Source organism: Pseudomonas sp. NPDC096925, assembly GCF_044762545.1.
Lineage (GTDB): Bacteria > Pseudomonadota > Gammaproteobacteria > Pseudomonadales > Pseudomonadaceae > Aquipseudomonas.
Genome location: NZ_JBIWEM010000013.1, coordinates 46,607 through 68,542, shown reverse-complemented (window position 1 = coordinate 68,542; position 21,936 = coordinate 46,607). Strand labels below are relative to the sequence as shown.

The window sequence follows — 21,936 nt, the reverse complement described above, 5'->3', positions numbered from 1 at the left end:
TTTCGACAGACGGTATTCACGGGCTACACAACTGCTCTATCAACAGACGTGCAGCCTGCTGCAACGGTTGTTGCTTGCGCCACAAGATGTGTACCGGCAACTGCAGTTCGTTGCGGGTGTTGCGAAAGTCCAGGCGCACCAGGCGCCCGCTGGCCAGCAGTGGCGCGACCCGTGACAGCGGCAAGTCACCCCAGCCCAGGCCGGCTTCCACCATCTGCAGGGCGAGGTCGAAGCTGTCGGTGGACCAGTGCGTGGCGCCTATCAGCGGGCGTGGGTCGGCCAGCGGCAAGTCCCGGCTGCGTACCAGTATCTGGCGCACCCGGGTCAGGTCCTCGAGGTAGTGGATACGCCCTTCGCGCAAGGCCGGGTGGGCGGGGGACAGGGTGGCTATCAGCGACTCCATGCCGATGTGCTGGAAGCCACGACGGGCATCGACCTGCAGCCCGGCAAAGGCGATGCAGAGGTCGGCGCGGCCGCTGTCCAGCAGGTGCAAGGCTTCTTCCTGCGGGGCACTGAGCAGGGCGATGTCCAGTAGCGGGTGGCGCTCACCCAGGCGAGCGATGGCCGCCAGCAGCGGGCGGTGGTCGATGTCCGGCACCACGGCCAGGGTCAGGCTGCTCTCCAGCCCCTGGGACAGCTCTAGGGCATGCACCTGCAGTAGCCCCAGTTGCTCGGCGATCAGCCGGGCATGGGGTTCCAGCGCGATGGCCTGCGCGGTCGGGCGGACTTCGCGCGGGCCGCGTTCGAACAAGGTGTAGCCCAGTTCGGCCTCAAGGTTGCCGACGGCCATGCTCACGGCCGAAGGTACCCGCTGCAGGGCGCGCGCGGCGGCGGAAAACGATCCGCGGTCGAGCACGGCGAGAAACAGCTGGATGTTGTCGCTGGAAAAGTTCATGGCAGCCTCCTGTCAGAAAATCTGACAGCTGCTGACTTTTGCTGTCAAGCATGATGAAGCACGATCGCGCCCCATCGCTTTTGTCATTGGAGGTACTCCCGGGTGCAGGGACTCAAACGCAAACTGGTCTACGTGACTTTTTATGAACTGATCGGGTTGTGCATGTCGACCCTCGGACTGGCCTACCTGTCGGACAGCCAAGCGTCCCATACCGGGCCTTTGGCGGTGATGATCACCACCATCGCCATGCTCTGGAACCTGATCTACAACACCCTGTTCGAGTGGTGGGAGAGCCGTCAGGCAAAGCGCGGGCGTAGCGTGGCGCGGCGGGTGGCGCATGCCATCGGCTTCCAGCTGACCCTGGTGGTGTACCTGATTCCGCTGATTGCCTGGTGGCTGGACATGACTTTGCTGGAGGCGTTGCTGGTGGACATGGCGTTCATCGTGCTGGTGCCGTGCTACACCTTTGCCTACAACTGGGCGTTCGACCGGGTGTTCGGGTTGCCCAGTTCGGCAATGGCGACAGCCTGATTCAGCCTGAGCCGCCCTGTTCGCGGGCACGCCCGCTCCCACAGGATTTCCACAATTCTCAAGACCTGTGATACCCCTGTGGGAGCGGGCGAGCCCGCGAAGAGGCCAGTACAGACAATGGCTAAGGCGGCAGGCGAATGATCAAAGGCTCCTGCTGTTGCTTCACCTGCTGCTCAACCGGTTGTTCAGCCGGCCGCGGCGCACTGGCCAGCAAACTGTCCTCGACCTGCCCCGACAGGTAATACACCCCTGCCATGGCCCCGCTCTGGCGGTTCTCCATCAGTTCCTGCCATTCCTGGCTCAGCGCCACGTTGAGGATCACCCGCAGCTGCTCGACCATCTGCGGGTGTTCGCGGTCATGGGTCATGATTCCGTAGCCGGCTGCCGCAATCGAAATCATCGCCCCCGCCACCTTGCCCACCGCTGACGCCACGGCGCTGGCGATGCCGCGCGGGGCCAGGGTGGCGCCGAGTTTTTCGCTGGCCTGGTTGGCTACCGAGTTCAGCCCGACATCGGTCTTCCCGGGGCCCTTGCTGGCCTGCTGGTGGAGGTGTTGGCGCATGGCTTGCCAGGCCGGTTGCTGGGCCAGCGACTTGGCCCGCAGCAGTTGATACAGGCTGGCATTACGCGCATCTGGCGGCCCCAGGGCGATGGCGGGAATGCGGTTGAGGCGCTGGCTGAACTGCTCGGGGGGCGCGTTGTAGCGGCTGATGATGGCCGGCAGCTGCTGGCCGAGCAGTTGCAGGTACAGCTCGCAGGCACGGTCGCGGATGCCTTCGGGGTTGATCTGCTCGGCCACCGGTTCGATCACCCGCTTGTGGTACTGCTCCTGCAGGTACAGCGCCAGACGTTTTTCTGCCGGCTCCCGGCCTTCGCCGCTGTCGATCTTGTACCAGGCCACCTTGAGGGTCAGCCACTGCTGGGTCCAGTAGCCGGTGAACCAGGGGATGAAGTCGCTTTCGGTGCGCCGCTGTACCTGTTCCTTCCACACCCGCATGGAGCGCCGGGCATAGTCGTTGGCCGAGCTGGCGGCGCCGACCGAGGCGTCGATCAGTTCCTGGTCGATGCGTTGCCAGGTGGCGGGGGTGACCACCACGGGTGGCGGCGGGGCAGATGGAGGCTTGCCTGCGCAGCCGGCCAGGGCCAGCAGCAGGCACAGCAGCAGGAGGACTCGAGTGCTCACGCAACCGCCTCCCTGATAGAGGCTGGGGTGGTTCTCGGAGTATAGGGTGGGGTTGAGGGGGCTGCCGTGCAGCCCATCGCCGGCAGCGGCCCGGGTCAATCCAGGTCGAGCTTTTCTTCCAGGCGGTCGAGGTGCTTGTGCATCAGCCCTAGCGCCGCCTCGGCATCACCGTGCTCCACGGCATCGATGATCGCCGCATGTTCCTCCCACGCGCAGTGGTCGCAGCACGGCGACTCGTAGCGGGCGATGATCAGCGAGGTCATCGGCACCAGGCCATTGAGAAACCGCGCCAGTGGCGCATTGGCGGCCACTTGCGCCAGTTTCAGGTGAAACTCGCCGCCCAGGCGAATCGCCGCACAACGCTCGCCGTTTTCATGGTGCTGGCGCTCGCGTTCCACCAGTTGCCGCAGCTGGCGAATCTGCACTGGCCGGGCGCGTTGCGCGGCCAGGGTGATCAGCGTGGTTTCGGCCAGGCGCCGGGCGCTGAGCACCTGGCGTGCCTGCTCCGGGTCGGGCGCGGCCAAATGCGCAGTGTGGCTGGGGCGCTGCACCACCACCTGCTGGTCGGACAGGCGCCCGAGCACGCGGCGGATCACTGTACGGCTGACACCAAAGGCATGGCCCAGCGCCTGTTCGGGCAACAGGCTGCCAGGTGGCAGGCGCTGTTCGAGGATGGCATCGAACAGCCGCGGGTAGATCTGCTCGGCCGACAGGCGGGTTTCGCCAGCCGCGAGCAGGGTCGGCAAGTGGGGGGCGGCGTTCATGGTCGCTCTCCTTGGGTCATGGATGCGGGTGTTCGTCCGGGATGTTCAACGGGATGCCCATGCGCAGCCCTTCGGCCAGGATGTGCTGGCGCATCTGGGCACTGGCCTGGGCGCTGCTGCGTTCACGTATGGCACGCACCACCGCTTCGTTCTCCTTCAGCCGTGCGGCCAGGTGCTCTGGCGAATTGCGCAGCATGTCGGCGCTCTGCTTGAGGGCATTGCCGGTCTGTTGCACCACGCTCTGGAAGATCGGGTTGGTGGTCAGGGCGAACAGCGCTTCATGGAAAGCGATATAGGCGCGGACTCCGGCTTCGCTGTCATCGGCCTCCAGCGCTTCACGCATGTCCATCAGGGTCAGGCGCAGCTGGCCGATGTCCTGGCTGTTGGCCGACTGCGCCACCAGGCCGACGATGAAGGGTTCAAGGGTGTAGCGCAGCTCCAGCACGTCGGCCAGGCTGGCTGCGGTGCTGGTGTCCAGGCTCGGTTCCTGGCCTGCAGCGTCGGCATCCAGCACCAGCACGCCCTTGCCTGGCAGCGAGCGCACCAGGCCCAGGGTTTCCAGCACGGTCACCGCTTCGCGCAGGCTGGGGCGGCTGATGCCCAGTTGTTCGGCCAGCTCGCGCTGGCCTGGCAGCATGTCGCCGGTACGCCATTGGCCGCGGGCGAGGGCCTGGCGCAGTTTTTCCACCACTGAGTTGACGACGGTCGATGAGCTGATCACGGTTCGCTCCTGGAAGGGCCGGCGTCGGTGCCGGCCACGTTCGCTCAGAATTCCTGTTGATGGGGGTTGGGCTGCTTGCGTGGCGTGGGGGCGAAGCCGGGTTTGCCGTCGAGCACGTTGTGCGCACGCTCCAGGTCGATGTCCTTCTCCCAGCGGGCAATGGCCACGGTGGCCACGCAGTTGCCGATCAGGTTGGTCAGTGCCCGGCCGATGCCCATGAACCAGTCCACCGCCAATACCAGCACCAGGCCGACCACCGGGATCGCCGGCACGGCGGTCAGGGTAGCGGCGAGGATCACCAGCGCCGAGCCTGGGATGCCGTGAGCGCCCTTGGAAGTCACCAGCGACACCAGCAGGATGGTCAACAGGTCGGTCATTGCCAGTGGCGTGCCGGTGGCGTTGGCAATGAACACGATGGCCAGGGTCAGGTAGATGGAGAAGCCATCGAGGTTGAACGAATAGCCGGTGGGGATCACCAGGCCGACGGTGGAACTGCCGATGCCCAGGTGCTCCAGCTTGCGCATGATCTGTGGCAGTACGGCGTCGGACGAGGCGGTGCCCAGCACGATGGTCAGCTCTTCACGCAGGTACTTGATCAGCGGCAGCAGCTTCAGGCCCGACAGGCGCATGACCGTGCCCAGCACGATCAGTACGAAGCCGGCGCAAGTCAGGTAGAACAGCGCCACCAGCCCGCCCAGGTGTTGCAGCGATTCCAGGCCGTACTTGCTGGTGGTGAAGGCGATGGCGCCGAACACGCCGATGGGGGCCAGGCGCACGATCATGCCCATGATGCGGAAGATCACGTGGCTCAGCTCGTTGATCAGCCGCGAGATGCCGGCTGCGGAATCGCCCACCAGGTTCAGTGCGCTGCCGAACAGTACCGAGAACAGCAGCACCTGGAGAATGTTGTTGTCGGCGAAGGCGCCGATCACCGAGGTGGGGATCAGGTCCATGAAGAACGCCGTCGCGCCATGGATGTGCTGGCCGCGCTCGGCCAGGCTGCTGGCGTCGGCGCTGGACAGTTGGTCCAGGTGGATGTTGGCGCCGCTGCCGATGCCGCTGGTGAAGGCGAACACCAGGCCGATCACCAGTGCCAGGGTGGTCAGCACTTCGAAGTAGATCACCGACTTCAGGCCGATGCGCCCGACCTTTTTCAGGTCGCCGGCACCCGAGATGCCGCTGACCACCACGCAGAACACGATCAGGCCGATGAGCATCTTGATCAGCTTGATGAAGCCGTCGCCAAGGGGTTTGAGTTGCAGGGAGAGGTCGGGGAAGCTGAGACCGCAGGCGATGCCGAGGGCAAGGCCGAGCACGACTTGCAGGAAGATCGAACGCGAGCACCATTTGAGCATGGGAGGGATCTCTGATCGGTGTCCTTGCTTCGGTAGCCGCACGGGGCGAAAGAGCGCAGGACTTAATTATTGTGGTCTTACCGGTTTGTTCAGCGCGAAGCCATGAAAGCGCGAAAAATCCTACATTGCAAGGATTTTTGGCCTTACCGGTCTGACCAGTTATGGGGCAATCCGGCCTGCCGGGCTCTGGTTCGGTGCATGGGGTTGGATCGGCAGTTCGCAGGCGAACCGCCGATCCCACAGGGACTGCGCACATGAATCAGATCAGGCTTTGGCCAGTGCCTGTGCACGGCTGCAATCAGCTTGCCAAGCGCCACGCCGACTTCAAAATTTTTGATAACGCTATGATTCGTAAGGTTTATTTGCATTATGTGGCTGACCTCGTAGAATCCGCGCCCGACCGGGAAGTCACTAAAGGGCCGATTACGGGGTATTCATCCTGGTAATCGCCCGCGAGCAGGCTCCTGGCGTTTAAATGAATGGAGTCTCATTGTGCGTCTCAACCTTCCGGTCACCCCGGTCGAGCAACGTTTCCCACCTGATCAACGGCTGATTTCCGCTACTGACACCGCCAGCCTGATCACTTACTGCAACCCCGAATTCGCCGCCATCAGCGGGTACAGCGAGGCCGAACTGATCGGCAGCCCGCACAACCTGGTGCGCCACCCGGACATGCCGCCGGCGGTGTACGCGTTGATGTGGCGCTACCTGAAGGCCGGCAAGAGCTGGATGGGCATCGTCAAGAACCGCTGCCGCAATGGTGACTACTACTGGGTCAATGCCTATGTCACACCCATCCTCGAAGCCGGGCGGGTGGTTGGCTATGAGTCGGTGCGGGTCTGCCCCACGCGTGAGCAGGTGGCCCGTGCCGAGGCCCTGTATGCGCGCTTGCGCAATGGCCAGGCGGTGTTGTCGTGGCCACGTCGGCTGACGTTGCTGGCGCAGGCCCTGGCCCTGCCGCTGGCGAGCGGGCTGCTGGCGCTGGGCGCCAACCAGCTGTGGCCAGGCCTGGTGGGGCAGGGGCTGACCGTAGGGCTGTTGGTGGCCTATGGCCTGTGGGCGCGCGATGCCGTCGGGCGGCAGATGCAGCAGGTTGTGCAGGGGGCCGCCGGTACTTTCGCCGACCCGATCGCGGCCTTGACCTACAGCGACCTGCCCGGTGCCGCCGGGCAACTGGAATTGATGCTGATCAGTGAGGAGGCACGGCTGAAAACCGCGCTGACCCGGTTGAGCGACCTCGCGGCGCAAATGGCCGTGGCTGCCCATGATGCCGGGCAGTTGTCCCGCAGTACCGAGTCGGCCTTGCTGGAGCAGCGTGCGGAAACCGACCTGAGCGCCACCGCCATGAACCAGATGGCAGCGTCCATCGGTGAAGTGGCCAGGCATGTGCAGCTGACCGCCGCCGAGGCCCACACCGCGCATCTGCTGGCCGAGCAGGGCAGCCAGGTGGCCGATGCCAGTGGCGCGGCGATTCGCACCCTGGCCGGTACCGTGGCCCAGATCAACCAGGCGGTCAGCCACCTGGCTGGTCAGACCGGTGCAATCGCCGAGGCCACCGGGATGATCCGCGGCATTGCCGAGCAGACCAACCTGCTGGCCCTCAACGCAGCCATCGAAGCGGCCCGTGCGGGCGAGCAGGGCCGCGGCTTTGCCGTGGTCGCCGACGAAGTGCGGGCACTGGCCGACAAGACCCGGCAGTCTACCTTGCACATCCAGGCCATCATCGATGCCCTGCGCAGTGGCGCCGAGGAAGCCGTGGCGATCGCCAGCCAGGGCATCGACGGTGCCGAGCAGGGCGTTGCCCAGGTGCAGGAAGCCCGGCAGGCGCTGCATGGCATTCGTGACGCGGTGCAGCGCATCAGCGACATGAGCCAGCAGATGGCCACGGCGTCGCAGCAGCAGTCGGCAGTGGCCGCAGACGTTTCACGGCAGATCAATGGCGTGGCCGGCATTGCCCAGCACAGCGCCCACAGCGCCAACGCTGCCGCTTCGCGCGGCGCCGAACTGGAAGAGGTGTGCGCCGGATTGCGCGCCCTCGTGGAGCGCTTCAACCGCTAAGGCAGGATGCTTTATGGATGACATCTATCGTGCGGCCGTGGACGCGGCCGCGATTTTTTCCGAAACCGACCTGCGTGGGACCATCACCTACGTCAACCAGCAGTTCTGCAGCATCTCGGGCTACAGCCACGAGGAGCTGCTGGGCGCCAATCACCGCATTCTCAACTCCGGCCTGCACGAGCCGGAGTTCTTCGTCGGCATGTGGCGGGCGTTGGCCGCCGGCCGGGTATGGAAGGGCGAGATCTGCAACCGCGCCAAGGATGGCTCGCTGTACTGGGTCGACAGCACCATGGTGCCGCTGGTCGACCCGCTAACCGGCCTGGTGCGCAAGTACGTGTCGATCCGTTTCGACGTCACCGAGAAGCGCCAGCTGCTGCATGCCTTGCAATGGCGGGTGGGCCACGACGTGCTCACCGGCCTGCCCAACCGCGCTTACCTGTCCGACCTGCTGAACCAGGCCCTGGCCTACTCGCGCCGTGAAGACATTCCGCTGGCGGTGTGCATGCTCGACCTGGATGGCTTCAAGGCGGTCAACGACGGCTACGGGCATGCCATTGGCGACCTGCTGCTGGTCGAGGTGGCGCAGCGGCTGAAGCACATACTGCGCGGTGGCGACGCGGTGGCCCGGCTCTCGGGAGACGAGTTCGTGCTGATCCTGCGCGACGTCGACGAAGACCGCCAGCTGCATGCGGCGCTGCGTCGGGTGCTGCAGGCACTGGCGGCGCCCTATGTGGTGCGCGAGCACCGCCTGTCGCTTAGCGCCAGTATTGGCGTGACCCTGTACCCGCAGGACGACGAGGACGCCGACACCTTGGTGCGCCATGCCGACCAGGCCATGTACGTTGCCAAGCAGCGTGGGCGCAACCGCTATCACCTGTTCGACGTGTCCCAGGAACAGGAGCTCAAGGCTACCCATCAGACCGTGGCGCGGGTGCGCCGGGCCCTGCACAACGGCGAGCTGTGCCTGTATTACCAGCCCAAGGTCAACTTGCGCAGCGGCCAGGTGCTGGGTTTCGAGGGCTTGTTGCGCTGGCAGCGGCCAGGCCGTGGCCTGGTACCGCCTGGCGATTTCCTGCCTTGGGTGGAGCAGACCGACCTGATCGTGGAAATCGGCGAGTGGGTGCTCGTCCAGGCGCTGAACCAGCTACAGGTGTGGCAGCGCCAGGGGCGGCCCTGGTCACTGAGCGTGAATATCGCCGCGCGGCATTTGCAGCGCAGTGACTTTGCCGAACGCCTGCAGCAGTTGCTGGCGGCGCACCCGGAGGTGGACCCGGCGCGGCTGGACCTGGAAATCGTCGAGTCGGTGGCCATCGACAACCTGCAGCATGTCAGCCGCTGCCTCGATGCCTGCCGCGCGCAGGGTGTGCGTTTCTCCCTGGACGACTTCGGCACCGGCTATTCATCGCTGAGTTACCTGAAGCGCTTGCCGACCCAGACGATCAAGATCGACCAGTCGTTCGTGCGCGACATCCTGCATGACCAGGACGACCTGGCGCTGACCAGGGCGGTGATCGGCCTGGCGCGGGCGTTTGGCCGTGAGGTGATTGCCGAAGGGCTGGAGAGCGTCGAGCACGGCCGGGTACTGATGGGCCTGGGCTGCGAGCTGGCGCAGGGTTACTGCATCGCCCGGCCGATGCCGGCCAGTGCGGTGCAAGCCTGGGCGCAGGCCTATCGGCAGCCGGCGCAATGGCGCGATCCTTGATTACACGTCAGCGGGTTGGAGAGGGGAGCTTTGCCCATACCGGCTTTTACAGAATTGCTCATTGAATTGGCAGGGACCCTGTGAGAGCGGCTTTAGCCGCGAACACCGGCGCAGCCGGTGCCATGCACCGCGTTGGGTTGTGTGCGGCCAAAGCTGCCCCCAAAGGGATATCCCGGACGTTGAGACGGGGGCTTGCCTGAGCCGGCGATGAGGCCGGTACAGACCAGGGCGATCATCGCTCACGCAACCGCTTGTACAGCGTGGTGCGGCTGATGCCAAGCCTGCGCGCCACCGCTGAAAGGTTGCCGTTGGCTTGCGCCACCAGCGCGTGCAGGTCCGCCTCTTCGGTCGCGACCGGCACAGGCACTTGCGACTCGGCGAGAAATCCCGCAGGCAAGTGTTCCAGGCCGACCGGCCCGTTACCCGCCAAGGCCAGTGCCACCTGCAGCACACTCACCAGTTCGCGCACGTTACCTGGCCAGGGGTGCCGATCGAACAGCTCGATAATGGCCGCAGGCAGCCGCGCGGGTTGCCCGGGGTCGCGGTAGCGCGCATGCACCTGCTCGATCAGCTGTCGGCGGTCACTGCGCTCGCGCAGCGGCGGCAACACCACCGCCAGCCCGGCGATGCGGTAATACAGGTCCTGGCGAAAGCGCCCGGCGCGCACCTCTTCGGCCAGGTCGCGGTTGCTCGCCGACACCACGCGGATATCCACTGCCACCGGTTCGCCGCTGCCCAATGGCTGGATGCTGCGCGACTGCAGCACGCGCAGCAGGCGGGCCTGGGTGGGCAACGGCATGTCGCCGATTTCATCGAGGAACAGGATGCCGTGGTGGGCCTTGCGGATCAGCCCCGGGTTGCCCTTCTGGTGGGCGCCGGTGAACGCGCCCTTGTCGTAGCCGAACAGCTCCGATTCCACCAGCTCGGCCGGGATCGCCGCGCAGTTGACCGCGACCAGCGGCTGGCTGGCGCGGCTGCTGGCCCGGTGCAGGGTGTCGACGAATACCTCCTTGCCGACGCCCGTTTCACCCTGTACCAGCACCGGGATGTCCTTTTCCAACAGCAGGCAGGCCTGTGCCAGAGCCTTCTCCAGGCGTGGCTCAGCGTTGCTGGCGGCGGGGCGGCTGGGGGCCGCGCGCGGCGGCTGCCACTGGCAGTGAAAGCGGTTGCGCCCGATGGCTTGCAGGGCGAAGGGCTGTTGCCGGGGATGGCTGAGCAGCTGTTGCAGGGGCAACTGGAACAGTTGTGCGATGTTCTGCTGCAGCGGGTTGCCGCCGAGCAGGGTGTCGGCCCGGTGATTGGCAGCCAGCACCTGCCCGTGCTCATCGAACACCAGCAGGCCGGCCCAGGGGCTGTCGAGGTTGTCGGAGGCGCTGTTGAAGATCAGTTGCGCGTGCTGGTCGGCATGCTCGGCGAGGATCAGGCGGTTCTCCAGGCTCTGGCCCATCATGCGTACCAGGCCCAGCGTCTGGCTGGCTGGCAGATAGCCGTCGCTGGCCACATCGAGCACCCCGACCAGTTGCCGCGCAGCGTCGAACAGCGGCGCGGCGGCGCTGGACATATAGCGGTTCTGGCGCAGGAAGTGCTCGTCCTGACCGACATGGATCGCCTCGGCGCAGACCAGTGCGGTACCAAGGGCATTGGTGCCGACGCCGCGCTCGTGCCAGTGGGCACCGGCGCTGAAGCCATGTTGCTGGCGCGGCTCGATGAAACGCCGCGAGCCCCAGCTGTCGAGCAGGCAGCCGCTGGCATCGGCCAGCATCACCAGGTAGCTGGCATTGCCCAGCAGGTGCGCATACTGCGGCAGCACCGCTTCCCGGGTCAGGCGCAGCAGGGCCTGGCGCCGCTCCAGCAGGGCACTCAGCTCGGCGTGGGTCAGGCAGTCGAAGTCCGGGGCGTGCTGGGGTTGCAAACCGTGGTCGCGGCAGCGGGCCCAGGAGGCCTGGATCAGTTGGGCATGGGGTGAAGCGGATGCGGCCATGGGCCTGTCCTGTGTGATTGTTGTCATGGGGCCGACCGCTGTTCAGTGTTGTGCACGGTTGTTCAATGTCAAACCGGCAAGTGTTCAGTTGTTCAGTGCTTGTGTTCATTTGTGAACCTGCGATTGGCCGGGGCTTGCCTGGCAGGCCCCGGGTCAGACGGTCGCGGTGCAACTGGCACGAAACTGGCTGTGCCCGGCAGACAATAACCACAAGAAGGCCACGCCATGTCTCTGGTGCTGGAACAGGTCAGCCGCAGCGTCGACAACCAGGCCTGGATCGTCGATGCCTCACTGCGTTTCGAGCCCGGCTCGTTCAACGTGCTGCTGGGCCGCACCCTGGCCGGCAAGACCAGCCTGATGCGCCTGATGGCCGGGCTCGACCGCCCGGACCGGGGGCGGGTGCTGATGGATGGCCAGGACGTGACTGGCGTGCCGGTGCGCCAGCGCAATGTGTCGATGGTGTATCAGCAGTTCATCAATTACCCGACCCTCAACGTGTACGAGAATATTGCGTCACCGCTGCGCCAGGCACGCATGGCCGAGCCCGAGATTCGCCGGCGGGTGCAGGAAACCGCCGAGATGCTGCGCATCGAAGCCTACCTGCAGCGCCTGCCGCTGGAGCTGTCCGGTGGCCAGCAGCAACGCACGGCGATGGCTCGGGCGCTGGTCAAGGATGCCTCGCTGATCCTGTTCGACGAGCCGCTGGTCAACCTCGACTACAAGCTGCGCGAGGGTCTGCGCCAGGAACTGCGCGAACTGTTCGCGGCGCGCCACTGCATTGCCGTGTATGCCACCACCGAGCCCAACGAGGCGCTGGCACTGGGCGGCACCACCACCCTGGTGCATGAGGGCCGTATCGTCCAGAGCGGGCCTACCGCCGAGGTCTACCAGCGCCCGGGCAGCGTGCTGGCTGCCGAGCTGTTTTCCGAACCACCGATCAACCTGGTGCCTGGCCGTATCAGCGGCAACGATGTGAGCCTGGCCCAGGCCGTGCACTTTGCCCGCAATGCCGACTTGCGGCCGCTTGCCGAGGGTGACTACCGCTTTGGCGTACGGCCCAGCCACATCAGCCTGGTGCCGGCTCACGACGACGACCTGGAATTGTCGGTGCTGGTGGAGCTGGCCGAGATCAGTGGTTCAGAAACCTTCCTGCATGTGCGCAACGAACATTGGCGCATGATCCTGCACCTGCCAGGGGTGCACGAATACCAGGTGGATACGCCGATCCGCGTGTTCATCCCTACCCACAAGCTGTTCGTGTTCGACAGCGCCGGGGCGCTGGTGCAGGCCCCGGGGCTGCGCCAGGCAAGGAGAGGGTGATGGCCGAAATTCGCCTGCGCCAACTGGCGCACAGCTACAGCCGCCAGCCCGCCAGCGAGGCGGACTATGCCCTGCATGCGCTGGAGCATGTGTGGGAGCAGGGCGGTGCCTACGCCTTGCTCGGGCCGTCGGGCTGCGGCAAGTCGACCTTGCTCAACATCATTTCCGGGCTGCTGACACCGTCCCACGGCGAGGTGCTGTTCGACGGCAAGCCGGTCAACCAGCTGTCACCGCAGGCACGCAACATCGCCCAGGTGTTCCAGTTCCCGGTGGTGTACGACACCATGACGGTGTTCGACAACCTGGCGTTTCCCTTGCGCAACCAGGGGCTGGACGCAGCCCGGGTGCAGGCCCGGGTGGAGGAGATTGCCGAGGTGCTTGATCTGTCGGCCGTGCTGCGCAAGAAGGCGCGCAACCTCAGTGCCGACGAAAAGCAGAAGGTCTCCATGGGCCGTGGGCTGGTGCGCGATGACGTGTCGGCGATCCTGTTCGACGAGCCGCTGACGGTGATCGACCCGCACCTGAAGTGGAAGCTGCGGCGCAAACTCAAGCAGATCCACGAGCAGTTCAACATCACCATGATCTACGTCACCCACGACCAGTTGGAGGCCTCGACGTTCGCCGACAAGATCGCGGTGATGCATGGCGGGCGCATTGTCCAGTTCGGTACCCCGCGCGAACTGTTCGAACGACCGCGGCATACCTTCGTCGGTTACTTCATCGGCAGCCCGGGGATGAACCTGATCGAGGTGCGCGCCGAAGCGGACGGGGTGGTGTTCGGCGATATTCACCTGGAGCTGCCCGACGGCTTGCGCGAGCGCCTGGCAGCGACGGCGGGCGGGCGCCTGCAGGTGGGCATCCGCCCGGAATTCGTGCAGCTGTGGGACAGCCCGTTCGATGACGCCTACCCGGCACGGGTGCTGGACATCGAGGACCTGGGCACCTACCGCATCGTCACCCTTGAACTGGGCGGTGTGGCGCTCAAGGCGCGCCTGGGCGAGGACCGCCCGCTGCCGGTGGACCAGGCCTGGGTCAGCCTGCCGGCGCAGTGGCTGATGCTGTACCTGGACGATGTGCTGCTGGAGGCCGGGCCATGAACAAGGTGCCGAACAACAAGGCCTGGTGGCTGGTGCTGCCGGTGTTCCTGCTGGTGGCATTCAGTGCGGTGGTGCCGATGATGACGGTGGTCAACTACTCGGTGCAGGACATCTTCGACCAGTCCAACCGCTACTTCGTCGGCGCCGACTGGTACCGCCAGGTGCTGCGCGACCCGGCGCTGCACGATGCACTGCTGCGCCAGTTCATCTATTCCGCCTGCGTGCTGCTGATCGAGATCCCGCTGGGCATCGCCATTGCCCTGACCATGCCGACCAAGGGGCGCATGGCTTCGGTGTGCCTGATCGTCATGGCCATCCCGTTACTGATCCCGTGGAACGTGGTCGGCACCATCTGGCAGATTTTCGGCCGTGCCGATATCGGCCTGCTCGGCGCCACCCTGGCCAAACTCGGGGTCAGCTACAACTACGCCGGCGACCCGTTCGACGCTTGGCTGACCGTGCTGGTGATGGATGTGTGGCACTGGACGTCGCTGGTGGCGTTGCTCTGTTACTCAGGGCTGCGCGCCATTCCCGATGTGTACTACCAGGCCGCGCGCATCGACCGCGCCTCGGGCTGGGCGGTGTTCCGCCATATCCAGTTGCCCAAGCTGAAGAACGTGCTGCTGATCGCGGTGATGCTGCGCTTCATGGACAGCTTCATGATCTACACCGAGCCCTTCGTGCTGACCGGTGGCGGGCCCGGCAACGCCACCACCTTCCTCAGCCAGACCCTCACGCGCATGGCTGTCGGGCAGTTCGACCTGGGCCCGGCGGCGGCGTTCTCGCTGGTGTACTTCCTGATCATCCTGCTGGTGTCGTGGCTGTTCTACACAGCCATGACCCATGCCGACAAGGACTAGGCCATGAGCACACGCAAATCGCTGGCCCTGCTGCTGTACTTCTTCTTCCTGCTGGTGCCGATCTACTGGCTGCTGAACATGTCGTTCAAGAGCAACACCGAGATCCTCGGCGGCCTGACCCTGTGGCCACAGGCGTTCACCCTCGACAACTACCGGGTGATCTTCACCGATGCCAGCTGGTACAGCGGCTACATCAATTCGCTGTACTACGTGTGCCTGAACACGCTGATTTCACTGCTGGTGGCGCTGCCTGCGGCGTATGCCTTCTCGCGCTACCGCTTCCTTGGTGACCGGCACCTGTTCTTCTGGCTGCTGACCAACCGCATGGCGCCACCGGCGGTGTTCCTGCTGCCGTTCTTCCAGCTGTATTCGTCGATCGGCCTGTTCGATACCCATATCGCCGTGGCCCTGGCCCACTGCCTGTTCAATGTGCCGCTGGCGGTGTGGATCCTTGAGGGGTTCATGTCCGGTGTGCCGAAGGAAATCGACGAAACGGCCTACATCGATGGCTACAGCTTCCCGCGCTTCTTCGTGAAAATCTTCATTCCGCTGATTGGCTCCGGCATCGGCGTGACGGCGTTTTTCTGTTTCATGTTTTCCTGGGTCGAGCTGCTGCTGGCGCGCACCCTGACCTCGGTGAATGCCAAGCCGATCGCCGCGGTGATGACCCGAACCGTGTCGGCCTCGGGCATCGATTGGGGTGTGCTGGCGGCGGCGGGGGTACTGACCATCTTGCCGGGCATGCTGGTGATCTGGTTCGTGCGCAACCATGTGGCCAAGGGCTTCGCCCTGGGCCGGGTGTGAGGAGGGCAAGGCATGGAGTGGATGGCCTGGACCTTGCCGACGGCGCTGTTCTTCGCCGCCGTCGGCGTGCTGCTGCTGGGCATGACGCTGCTGGAATTGCGCCGCCCCTGCGTGGAGCGGCGTGGCTTCCTGCCGCTGGTCACCAGCCGTGGCGACCGCTTGTTCATCGGCCTGCTGGCCAGCGCCTACCTGCATTTGCTGGTGGTTGGCGTCAGCGAGTGGCCATTGTGGGTGGCCTCGCTGCTGTCGCTGGCGTGGCTGGTGGTGGTGCTGCGCTGGGGCTGAGCGAGCGGCCCTGTGGGATAACTGAAACGGGAGATCACAATGTTCGACAACAAGTACAACAGGCGACATTTGACCCTGGCCGCGTTGCTGGTACTGGCCAGCGTGCAGGGCACAGCCTGGGCAGACCAGTACGAGGACGCGGCCAAGAAGTGGCTCGGCAGCGAGTTCAAGCCTTCGACCCTTACCCCTGAACAGCAGCTGGCCGAGTTGAAGTGGTTCATAAAGGCTGCCGAGCCGTTCCGTGGCATGAAGATCAACGTGGTGTCGGAAACCATCACCACCCATGAATACGAGTCCAAGGTGTTGGCCAAGGCCTTCAGCGAGATCACCGGTATCCAGCTGACCCACGATTTGCTGCAGGAAGGCGACGTGGTGGAAAAGCTGCAGACACAGATGCAGTCGGACAAGAACATCTATGACGGCTGGGTCAACGACTCCGACCTGATCGGTACGCACTTTCGCTACGGCAAGGTGGAATCGATCACCGACCTGATGGCCAACGAAGGCAAGGACTACACCTCGCCGACCCTGGACCTGAAGGACTTCATCGGCATTTCCTTCACCACCGCGCCGGATGGCAAGGTCTACCAACTGCCCGATCAGCAGTTCGCCAACCTCTACTGGTTCCGTGCCGACTGGTTCGAACGGCCCGAGCTGAAGGCCAGGTTCAAGGAAAAGTACGGCTACGAGCTTGGCGTACCGGTGAACTGGTCGGCCTACGAGGACATTGCCAGGTTCTTCACCGAAGACGTCAAGGAAATCGACGGCAAGCGCGTCTATGGCCACATGGACTACGGCAAGAAAGACCCGTCGCTGGGTTGGCGTTTCACCGATGCCTGGTTCTCGATGGCGGGTGGCGGCGACAAAGGCCTGCCCAATGGTTTGCCGGTGGACGAATGGGGCATCCGCGTGGAGGACTGCCACCCGGTGGGTTCCAGCGTGACCCGAGGCGGCGACACCAACGGCCCGGCCGCCGTCTATGCCACACAGAAATACGTGGACTGGATGCGTGCCTATGCGCCCAAGGAAGCCCAGGGCATGACCTTCTCCGAAGCCGGCCCGGTGCCGGCCCAGGGCAACATTGCCCAGCAGATCTTCTGGTACACCGCGTTTACCGCCGACATGACCAAGCCCGGGTTGCCGGTGGTGAATGCCGATGGCACGCCGAAGTGGCGCATGGCGCCTTCGCCGAAGGGGCCGTACTGGGAGGAGGGCATGAAGCTGGGCTACCAGGACACTGGCTCGTGGACCTTCTTCAAATCCACTCCCGAGAAGCAACGCCTGGCGGCGTGGCTGTACGCCCAGTTCGTCACTTCCAAGACCGTGTCGCTGAAAAAGACCATCGTTGGCCTCACGCCGATTCGCGAATCGGACATCAACTCCCAGGCCATGACCGAGCTGGCGCCCAAGCTGGGCGGGCTGGTGGAGTTCTACCGCAGCCCGGCGCGGGTACAGTGGACGCCAACCGGTACCAATGTGCCGGATTACCCGCGCTTGGCGCAGTTGTGGTGGAGCCACATCGCCGAGGTGGCCAGTGGCGAGAAGACCCCGCAGGAAGCGCTGGACGGCCTGGCCCGCGACCAGGACCGGATGATGGAGCGCTTGCAGCGGTCCAACGCTCAGGCCACGTGCGCACCGAAGCTGAACCCGGAGAAGGATGCCCAGTACTGGTTCGACCAGCCCGGTGCGCCGAAACCGAAGCTGGCCAACGAAAAGCCCAAGGGCGAGACGGTCAGCTACAGCGAACTGCTGAAGTCGTGGGAGGCGGCCAGGAAGTGATCGGCTGAATACCGCGCGGGCCTCTTCGCGGGTAAACCCGCTCCCACAGGGACCGTGCAGTCCACGAAGGCTGTGATGTCCCCCTGTGGGAGCGGGTTTATCCGCGAAGAGGACGGTGCAGCCATCAAGAAACTTCAGCCAAAAAAAACGGCACCTGCCAGAGGTGCCGTTTTCATTCACGCGGTATTACTTGTGCAGCTCTTCCGCCGCATACAGCGTGTTTTCCAGCAGGCATGCCCGGGTCATCGGCCCGACGCCACCTGGCACCGGCGTGATCCAGCCGGCGCGCGGCAGGGCGGTCTCGTAGACTACGTCGCCGACCAGCTTGCCGTCTTCCTGGCGGTTGATGCCCACGTCGATGACAATGGCGCCTTCCTTGATCCATTCACCCTTGACCAGGCCCGGCTTGCCTGCAGCCACGACCACCAGGTCGGCGCGGCCGACGTGGCCGGCCAGGTCCTTGGTAAAGCGGTGGCAGACGGTCACGGTGCAGCCGGCCAGCAGCAGTTCCATGGCCATCGGGCGGCCAACGATGTTGGACGCACCGACGATGACCGCGTTCATGCCGTACAGGTCCTGGCCGGTGCTTTCCAGCAGGGTCATGATGCCCTTCGGCGTGCACGGGCGCAGCAGCGGGATGCGCTGGGCCAGGCGGCCGATGTTGTAAGGGTGGAAGCCGTCCACGTCCTTGTCCGGGCGGATGCGCTCGAGCAGCAGCGAGGCGTCCAGGTGCGCCGGCAGCGGCAGCTGCAGCAGGATGCCGTCGACGGCCGGATCGTCATTGAGGCGGTCGATCAGCTCGGTCAGGGCCTGCTGCGAGGTTTCGCTAGGCAGGTCGAACGCCTGCGAAATGAAGCCGACCTCTTCGCAGTCCTTGCGCTTGTGCGAGACATAGACTTGGGAGGCGGGGTCGGTGCCGACCAGGATCACCGCCAGGCCCGGAGTGCGCAGGCCTTGCTGGCGACGCTCCACGACACGTTGAGCGATCTGCTGGCGCAGGCTGGCGGCGATCGCCTTGCCATCGATTAGGTGTGCAGTCATAGACGCGTGATTAACCATCGAGAAGGAAACAATTAAAGAGGGCGCATTCTCGCACGACACGGGCCAAGGGCAAAGGCGGGTGGTCGGGCAAATCCCCTAAGCCCTTAAATAATTTAAATTTTTTTTAGAAAGGTGTTGACGACTTTCAGGCTCGCCTATAAGATTCGCCGCACTTGTCGGGCACAGCCTAGCACTGGTTGGCGAAGTCGGGCAGAATGAGTGGTTTAGCAGTTATCTGTTAATGTCTCGTTCGGTTAGGCTTCAAGCTTAAGCGCCCGTAGCTCAGCTGGATAGAGCATCCGCCTTCTAAGCGGATGGTCGCAGGTTCGAGTCCTGCCGGGTGCGCCATTAGGCAGCTTTGGCAAGCAAGTAGGCTGTAATGCAATATGGTGGGCGTAGCTCAGTTGGTAGAGCGCTGGATTGTGATTCCAGTTGTCGTGGGTTCGATTCCCATCGTCCACCCCATATTCTTCAAAGGCGCCTCGATAGCATCTGGCGCCTTTGTTTTAAGCGTTACGCGGACGTGGTGAAATTGGTAGACACACTGGATTTAGGTTCCAGCGGCGCAAGCTGTAAGAGTTCGAGTCTCTTCGTCCGCACCATGCTTCTGTAAGGCTGTACCGCAACATCGCAAGACCGCAATATGGTGGGCGTAGCTCAGTTGGTAGAGCGCTGGATTGTGATTCCAGTTGTCGTGGGTTCGATTCCCATCGTCCACCCCATATTCTTGAAAGGCGCCTTGATCGTGAGATCGGGCGCCTTTTTGTTTTGGGGTTGTGTGGCTGCGGTGTGCATGTCTTGAGTGTTCTGGCGCCTGTGAGATCGAGCGCCACAAACCTCATGCCAGAAACTAGCGACCGCGACGCAATTCCCCCTTGCAATCCTCTGGTGACACCCCAATAAAAGCTGTTAGATTTCAGCCGGTTGAAACACCGGCCCAATTGGCCGGCAGAGGAACAACCCGATGATCGCAAAAGAAGCCCGTCAGGCCCTGGCGCTACAGCGCTTTGCCGAGGCCAATCCGCAGCTGCTCGAGGAGATCCGCGAGCTGGATCCGCGCGAGCAGGCCCAGCAGATCGAATGGGCATTCGAGGATGCGGCCGAGGAGCAGGGTATCCAGCCTTGGGAGCTGGCCCTGCAACTGATCGCCGAAACCCCGGAGCAACTGCAGGCCATGCGCCTGGAGACGCACCGCGAGGTCGCCGAGGCGCTGGGGATGGAGTGGGAGGAGTACTGCCAGTTCAATGAAATCGACCCTGCATAAGGAAGCGAATTCGTTGGTGGCAGTTGTTTGACAAGGTATTTCGGCTGCAGGTCGCCCCGGGCGTCGTGCGGCCCCCATTGAAGCAGGTCCGGCGCTATGTCGTGCGGGCCTTGAAAGTTAATCGACCGGCGTGGTTTCCCGTCGTCCCGAGTGGGGTGACTTCTGCTGCGCGACTCACTAGAATACTTGCCCTTGATTCTGGAGTCGGGCAAACGCCGGCTAACGTCTGTGCAACGAGGAATATCCATGCAAGTTTCTGTTGAAAACACTTCCGCTCTCGAGCGCCGCATGACCATCGCCGTTCCGGCCGAGCGCGTCGAGAACGAAGTCAACAAGCGTCTGCAGCAGACTGCCAAGCGCGCCAAGGTTGCCGGCTTCCGCCCAGGCAAAGTGCCGATGAGCGTGATCCGTCAGCGTTTCGAAGCCGATGCTCGCCAAGAGGCTTTCGGTGACCTGGTCCAGGCTTCCTTCTACGAAGCCATCGTCGAGCAGAAGCTGAACCCGGCTGGCGCCCCTGCAGTAGAGCCCAAGTCCTTCGAAAAGGGCAAGGACCTGGAATTCGTCGCCATCTTCGAAGTGTTCCCGGAATTCACCGTTGGCGGCCTCGAGTCGATCAGCGTCGAGCGCCTGAGCGCCGAAGTGGCTGACGCCGACCTGGACAACATGCTGGAAGTGCTGCGCAAGCAGAACACCCGCTTCGAGGCCGTCGAGCGCGCTGCGCAGAATGACGACCAGGTCAACATCGACTTCGTCGGCAAGGTCGACGGTGAAGTGTTCGCCGGTGGTTCGGCCAAGGGCACCCAGCTGGTACTGGGCTCCGGCCGCATGATCCCTGGCTTCGAAGGCGGCCTGGTTGGCGCCAAGGCTGGTGAAGAGCGCGTTGTCAACGTGACCTTCCCTGAGGACTACCAGAACCTGGACCTGGCTGGCAAAGCCGCCGAGTTCACCATCACCGTCAACAGCGTTGCCGCTCCTGTGCTGCCAGAGCTGAACGAAGAGTTCTTCGCCCAGTTCGGCATCAAGGAATCGACCCTGGAAGGCTTCCGCACCGAAGTTCGCAAGAACATGGAGCGTGAACTGCGCCAGGCCATCAAGGCCAAGGTGAAGAACCAGGTCATGGACGGTCTGCTGGCTGCCAACCCGATCGAAGTGCCGAAAGCCCTGCTGGAAAACGAAGTCAACCGTCTGCGCGTGCAGGCTGTTCAGCAGTTCGGTGGCAACATCAAGCCTGAGCAACTGCCGGCCGAGCTGTTCGAAGAACAAGCCAAGCGCCGTGTGGTCCTGGGCCTGATCGTCGCCGAAGTGGTCAAGCAGTTCGAACTGAAGCCGGACGAAGGCAAGGTTCGCGAAATGATCGAGGAAATGGCTTCGGCTTACCAAGAGCCTGAGCAGGTCATCGCCTGGTACTACAAGAACGACCAGCAACTGAACGAAGTCCGTTCGGTTGTGCTGGAAGAACAAGTTGTAGATACTGTTCTGCAGAAAGCGACTGTGACCGACAAGTCGGTCTCGTACGAAGATGCCGTTAAACCAGCACAGGCTCCAGCCGCCGCTGAGTAACAGGCTTCTCTCGTAGGAAACCCCCACAAGCCAGCCTTCGCGCTGGCTTGTGCGTATTCAAGCCATGACTATTTGGGAGTGAGCGCAGGACATGTCCCGCAATTCTTATATTCAGCAGAGCTCTGACATCCAGGCCGCAGGCGGCCTGGTCCCGATGGTTATCGAGCAGTCCGCCCGTGGCGAACGCGCTTACGACATCTACTCGCGCCTGTTGAAGGAGCGTGTGATCTTCCTGGTTGGCCCGGTAGAGGACTACATGGCCAACCTCGTCGTGGCGCAACTGCTGTTCCTTGAAGCGGAAAACCCGGACAAGGATATCCATCTCTACATCAACTCGCCGGGCGGTTCCGTCACCGCCGGCATGTCGATCTACGACACCATGCAGTTCATCAAGCCGGACGTCTCGACCATCTGCATCGGCCAGGCCTGCAGCATGGGTGCCTTCCTGCTGGCTGCAGGTGCCAAGGGCAAGCGTCACTGCCTGCCGAACTCGCGCGTGATGATCCACCAGCCGCTGGGCGGCTTCCAGGGCCAGGCCACCGATATCGAGATCCACGCCCAGGAAATCCTCAATATCAAGGCCCGTCTCAACGAACTGCTGGCCTACCACACCGGCCAGGAGCTCGAGACCATCAAGCGCGACACCGAACGTGACAACTTCATGAGCGCCTCGCGCGCGGCCGAGTACGGCCTGATCGACTCGGTCTACGACAAGCGGCAACTGGCCTCCTGAACC

General features: G+C 63.9%; 19 protein-coding genes, 4 tRNA genes and 1 pseudogene. 17 read left to right on the top strand and 7 right to left on the bottom strand.

Features of this window, described 5'->3' with window-relative positions; all coding sequences use genetic code 11:
* Positions 1–16: 16 nt before the first annotated feature.
* Positions 17–895, bottom strand: coding sequence for a LysR family transcriptional regulator (locus tag ACIQYU_RS25410; RefSeq protein WP_402802659.1), 879 nt, complete (start codon positions 893–895; stop codon positions 17–19).
* A 102-nt stretch (positions 896–997) separates the two neighbouring features.
* On the opposite strand from ACIQYU_RS25410, the gene ACIQYU_RS25405 reads away from it, so the two are divergent.
* Positions 998–1,426 (top strand): PACE efflux transporter, encoded by a 429-nt coding sequence (locus ACIQYU_RS25405; RefSeq protein WP_063913990.1) that lies wholly within the window; start codon positions 998–1,000, stop codon positions 1,424–1,426.
* 121 nt (positions 1,427–1,547) lie between these two features.
* Here the strand turns inward: ACIQYU_RS25405 and ACIQYU_RS25400 are convergent, their stop codons facing one another.
* The 4 genes from ACIQYU_RS25400 to ACIQYU_RS25385 all read right to left on the bottom strand — a co-directional run bounded on the left by ACIQYU_RS25400 (position 1,548) and on the right by ACIQYU_RS25385 (position 5,449).
* A complete protein-coding gene (locus ACIQYU_RS25400; protein ID WP_402802657.1) occupies positions 1,548–2,609 on the bottom strand; it encodes a hypothetical protein in 1,062 nt (353 codons plus the stop codon).
* A 95-nt stretch (positions 2,610–2,704) separates the two neighbouring features.
* Entirely contained in the window at positions 2,705–3,373 is a 669-nt protein-coding gene (locus tag ACIQYU_RS25395; RefSeq protein WP_207835170.1) for a GntR family transcriptional regulator, read from the bottom strand.
* A gap of 16 nt (positions 3,374–3,389) precedes the next feature.
* Positions 3,390–4,094, bottom strand: coding sequence for a FadR/GntR family transcriptional regulator (locus ACIQYU_RS25390; protein ID WP_207835172.1), 705 nt, complete (start codon positions 4,092–4,094; stop codon positions 3,390–3,392).
* Positions 4,095–4,138: 44 nt separating this feature from the next.
* A complete protein-coding gene (locus tag ACIQYU_RS25385; protein ID WP_003260726.1) occupies positions 4,139–5,449 on the bottom strand; it encodes a C4-dicarboxylate transporter DctA in 1,311 nt (436 codons plus the stop codon).
* Between the two features lie 492 nt (positions 5,450–5,941).
* Here ACIQYU_RS25385 and ACIQYU_RS25380 point away from each other — a divergent pair.
* The 3 genes and pseudogenes from ACIQYU_RS25380 to ACIQYU_RS25370 form a co-directional block, all read left to right on the top strand.
* Positions 5,942–6,271: pseudogene (locus tag ACIQYU_RS25380) on the top strand (PAS domain-containing protein); the annotation flags it as partial.
* Between the two features lie 261 nt (positions 6,272–6,532).
* Positions 6,533–7,507: a methyl-accepting chemotaxis protein gene (locus ACIQYU_RS25375; RefSeq protein WP_402802666.1), complete on the top strand. Its 975-nt coding sequence runs from the start codon at positions 6,533–6,535 to the stop codon at positions 7,505–7,507.
* Between the two features lie 13 nt (positions 7,508–7,520).
* Complete coding sequence (locus tag ACIQYU_RS25370) at positions 7,521–9,209, top strand: bifunctional diguanylate cyclase/phosphodiesterase (RefSeq protein WP_063913996.1); 1,689 nt, start codon at positions 7,521–7,523, stop codon at positions 9,207–9,209.
* Between the two features lie 232 nt (positions 9,210–9,441).
* Here the strand turns inward: ACIQYU_RS25370 and ACIQYU_RS25365 are convergent, their stop codons facing one another.
* Positions 9,442–11,190, bottom strand: a complete 1,749-nt coding sequence (locus ACIQYU_RS25365) for a sigma-54-dependent Fis family transcriptional regulator (RefSeq protein ID WP_207835176.1) — start codon at positions 11,188–11,190, stop codon at positions 9,442–9,444.
* Between the two features lie 225 nt (positions 11,191–11,415).
* Between ACIQYU_RS25365 and ACIQYU_RS25360 the strand changes: the two genes are divergently transcribed.
* From ACIQYU_RS25360 to ACIQYU_RS25335, 6 genes are read left to right on the top strand one after another with little or no spacing between them, the layout of a single operon-like run.
* On the top strand, positions 11,416–12,510 hold the full coding sequence (locus ACIQYU_RS25360) for an ABC transporter ATP-binding protein (protein WP_233688346.1): 1,095 nt from the start codon (positions 11,416–11,418) through the stop codon (positions 12,508–12,510).
* Entirely contained in the window at positions 12,510–13,607 is a 1,098-nt protein-coding gene (locus ACIQYU_RS25355; RefSeq protein WP_233688345.1) for an ABC transporter ATP-binding protein, read from the top strand. The genes ACIQYU_RS25360 and ACIQYU_RS25355 overlap by 1 nt, the downstream gene beginning before the upstream one ends.
* Complete coding sequence (locus ACIQYU_RS25350) at positions 13,604–14,467, top strand: carbohydrate ABC transporter permease (protein ID WP_013971875.1); 864 nt, start codon at positions 13,604–13,606, stop codon at positions 14,465–14,467. The genes ACIQYU_RS25355 and ACIQYU_RS25350 overlap by 4 nt, the downstream gene beginning before the upstream one ends.
* 3 nt (positions 14,468–14,470) lie before the next feature.
* Positions 14,471–15,271 (top strand): carbohydrate ABC transporter permease, encoded by an 801-nt coding sequence (locus ACIQYU_RS25345; protein WP_013971876.1) that lies wholly within the window; start codon positions 14,471–14,473, stop codon positions 15,269–15,271.
* 12 nt (positions 15,272–15,283) lie between these two features.
* Complete coding sequence (locus ACIQYU_RS25340) at positions 15,284–15,556, top strand: DUF2160 domain-containing protein (protein WP_013971877.1); 273 nt, start codon at positions 15,284–15,286, stop codon at positions 15,554–15,556.
* 39 nt (positions 15,557–15,595) lie between these two features.
* Entirely contained in the window at positions 15,596–17,335 is a 1,740-nt protein-coding gene (locus ACIQYU_RS25335; RefSeq protein WP_207835190.1) for an ABC transporter substrate-binding protein, read from the top strand.
* A gap of 186 nt (positions 17,336–17,521) precedes the next feature.
* Here ACIQYU_RS25335 and folD read toward each other — a convergent pair whose 3' ends face one another.
* The gene (folD, locus tag ACIQYU_RS25330; RefSeq protein WP_063914005.1) at positions 17,522–18,376 is read right to left on the bottom strand and encodes a bifunctional methylenetetrahydrofolate dehydrogenase/methenyltetrahydrofolate cyclohydrolase FolD; all 855 of its coding nucleotides are present in this window, start codon (positions 18,374–18,376) and stop codon (positions 17,522–17,524) included.
* 271 nt (positions 18,377–18,647) lie between these two features.
* Here folD and ACIQYU_RS25325 point away from each other — a divergent pair.
* From ACIQYU_RS25325 to clpP, 7 genes are all read left to right on the top strand, one after another.
* Positions 18,648–18,724 (top strand) — tRNA-Arg (locus ACIQYU_RS25325).
* A 41-nt stretch (positions 18,725–18,765) separates the two neighbouring features.
* Positions 18,766–18,841 (top strand) — tRNA-His (locus tag ACIQYU_RS25320).
* A gap of 52 nt (positions 18,842–18,893) precedes the next feature.
* Positions 18,894–18,978 (top strand) — tRNA-Leu (locus tag ACIQYU_RS25315).
* 44 nt (positions 18,979–19,022) lie between these two features.
* Positions 19,023–19,098: transfer RNA gene (locus ACIQYU_RS25310), tRNA-His, on the top strand.
* Positions 19,099–19,340: 242 nt separating this feature from the next.
* Entirely contained in the window at positions 19,341–19,640 is a 300-nt protein-coding gene (locus tag ACIQYU_RS25305) for a DUF6388 family protein (protein WP_207835192.1), read from the top strand.
* A gap of 246 nt (positions 19,641–19,886) precedes the next feature.
* Positions 19,887–21,200 (top strand): trigger factor, encoded by a 1,314-nt coding sequence (gene tig / locus ACIQYU_RS25300; protein ID WP_402802648.1) that lies wholly within the window; start codon positions 19,887–19,889, stop codon positions 21,198–21,200.
* 91 nt (positions 21,201–21,291) lie between these two features.
* Positions 21,292–21,933: an ATP-dependent Clp endopeptidase proteolytic subunit ClpP gene (clpP, locus tag ACIQYU_RS25295; RefSeq protein ID WP_003250240.1), complete on the top strand. Its 642-nt coding sequence runs from the start codon at positions 21,292–21,294 to the stop codon at positions 21,931–21,933.
* Positions 21,934–21,936 lie beyond the last annotated feature (3 nt).

Bases quoted from the DNA above. Each gene is read 5' to 3' on its own strand.
- ACIQYU_RS25410 (WP_402802659.1), bottom strand. From the start codon at position 895: ATGAACTTTTCCAGCGACAACATCCAGCTGTTTCTCGCCGTGCTCGAC.
- ACIQYU_RS25395 (WP_207835170.1), bottom strand. From the start codon at position 3,373: ATGAACGCCGCCCCCCACTTGCCGACCCTGCTCGCGGCTGGCGAAACC.
- ACIQYU_RS25385 (WP_003260726.1), bottom strand. From the start codon at position 5,449: ATGCTCAAATGGTGCTCGCGTTCGATCTTCCTGCAAGTCGTGCTCGGC.
- ACIQYU_RS25375 (WP_402802666.1), top strand. From the start codon at position 6,533: ATGCAGCAGGTTGTGCAGGGGGCCGCCGGTACTTTCGCCGACCCGATC.
- ACIQYU_RS25370 (WP_063913996.1), top strand. From the start codon at position 7,521: ATGGATGACATCTATCGTGCGGCCGTGGACGCGGCCGCGATTTTTTCC.
- ACIQYU_RS25365 (WP_207835176.1), bottom strand. From the start codon at position 11,190: ATGGCCGCATCCGCTTCACCCCATGCCCAACTGATCCAGGCCTCCTGG.
- ACIQYU_RS25360 (WP_233688346.1), top strand. From the start codon at position 11,416: ATGTCTCTGGTGCTGGAACAGGTCAGCCGCAGCGTCGACAACCAGGCC.
- ACIQYU_RS25355 (WP_233688345.1), top strand. From the start codon at position 12,510: ATGGCCGAAATTCGCCTGCGCCAACTGGCGCACAGCTACAGCCGCCAG.
- ACIQYU_RS25350 (WP_013971875.1), top strand. From the start codon at position 13,604: ATGAACAAGGTGCCGAACAACAAGGCCTGGTGGCTGGTGCTGCCGGTG.
- ACIQYU_RS25345 (WP_013971876.1), top strand. From the start codon at position 14,471: ATGAGCACACGCAAATCGCTGGCCCTGCTGCTGTACTTCTTCTTCCTG.
- ACIQYU_RS25340 (WP_013971877.1), top strand. From the start codon at position 15,284: ATGGAGTGGATGGCCTGGACCTTGCCGACGGCGCTGTTCTTCGCCGCC.
- ACIQYU_RS25335 (WP_207835190.1), top strand. From the start codon at position 15,596: ATGTTCGACAACAAGTACAACAGGCGACATTTGACCCTGGCCGCGTTG.
- folD (WP_063914005.1), bottom strand. From the start codon at position 18,376: ATGACTGCACACCTAATCGATGGCAAGGCGATCGCCGCCAGCCTGCGC.
- ACIQYU_RS25305 (WP_207835192.1), top strand. From the start codon at position 19,341: ATGATCGCAAAAGAAGCCCGTCAGGCCCTGGCGCTACAGCGCTTTGCC.
- tig (WP_402802648.1), top strand. From the start codon at position 19,887: ATGCAAGTTTCTGTTGAAAACACTTCCGCTCTCGAGCGCCGCATGACC.
- clpP (WP_003250240.1), top strand. From the start codon at position 21,292: ATGTCCCGCAATTCTTATATTCAGCAGAGCTCTGACATCCAGGCCGCA.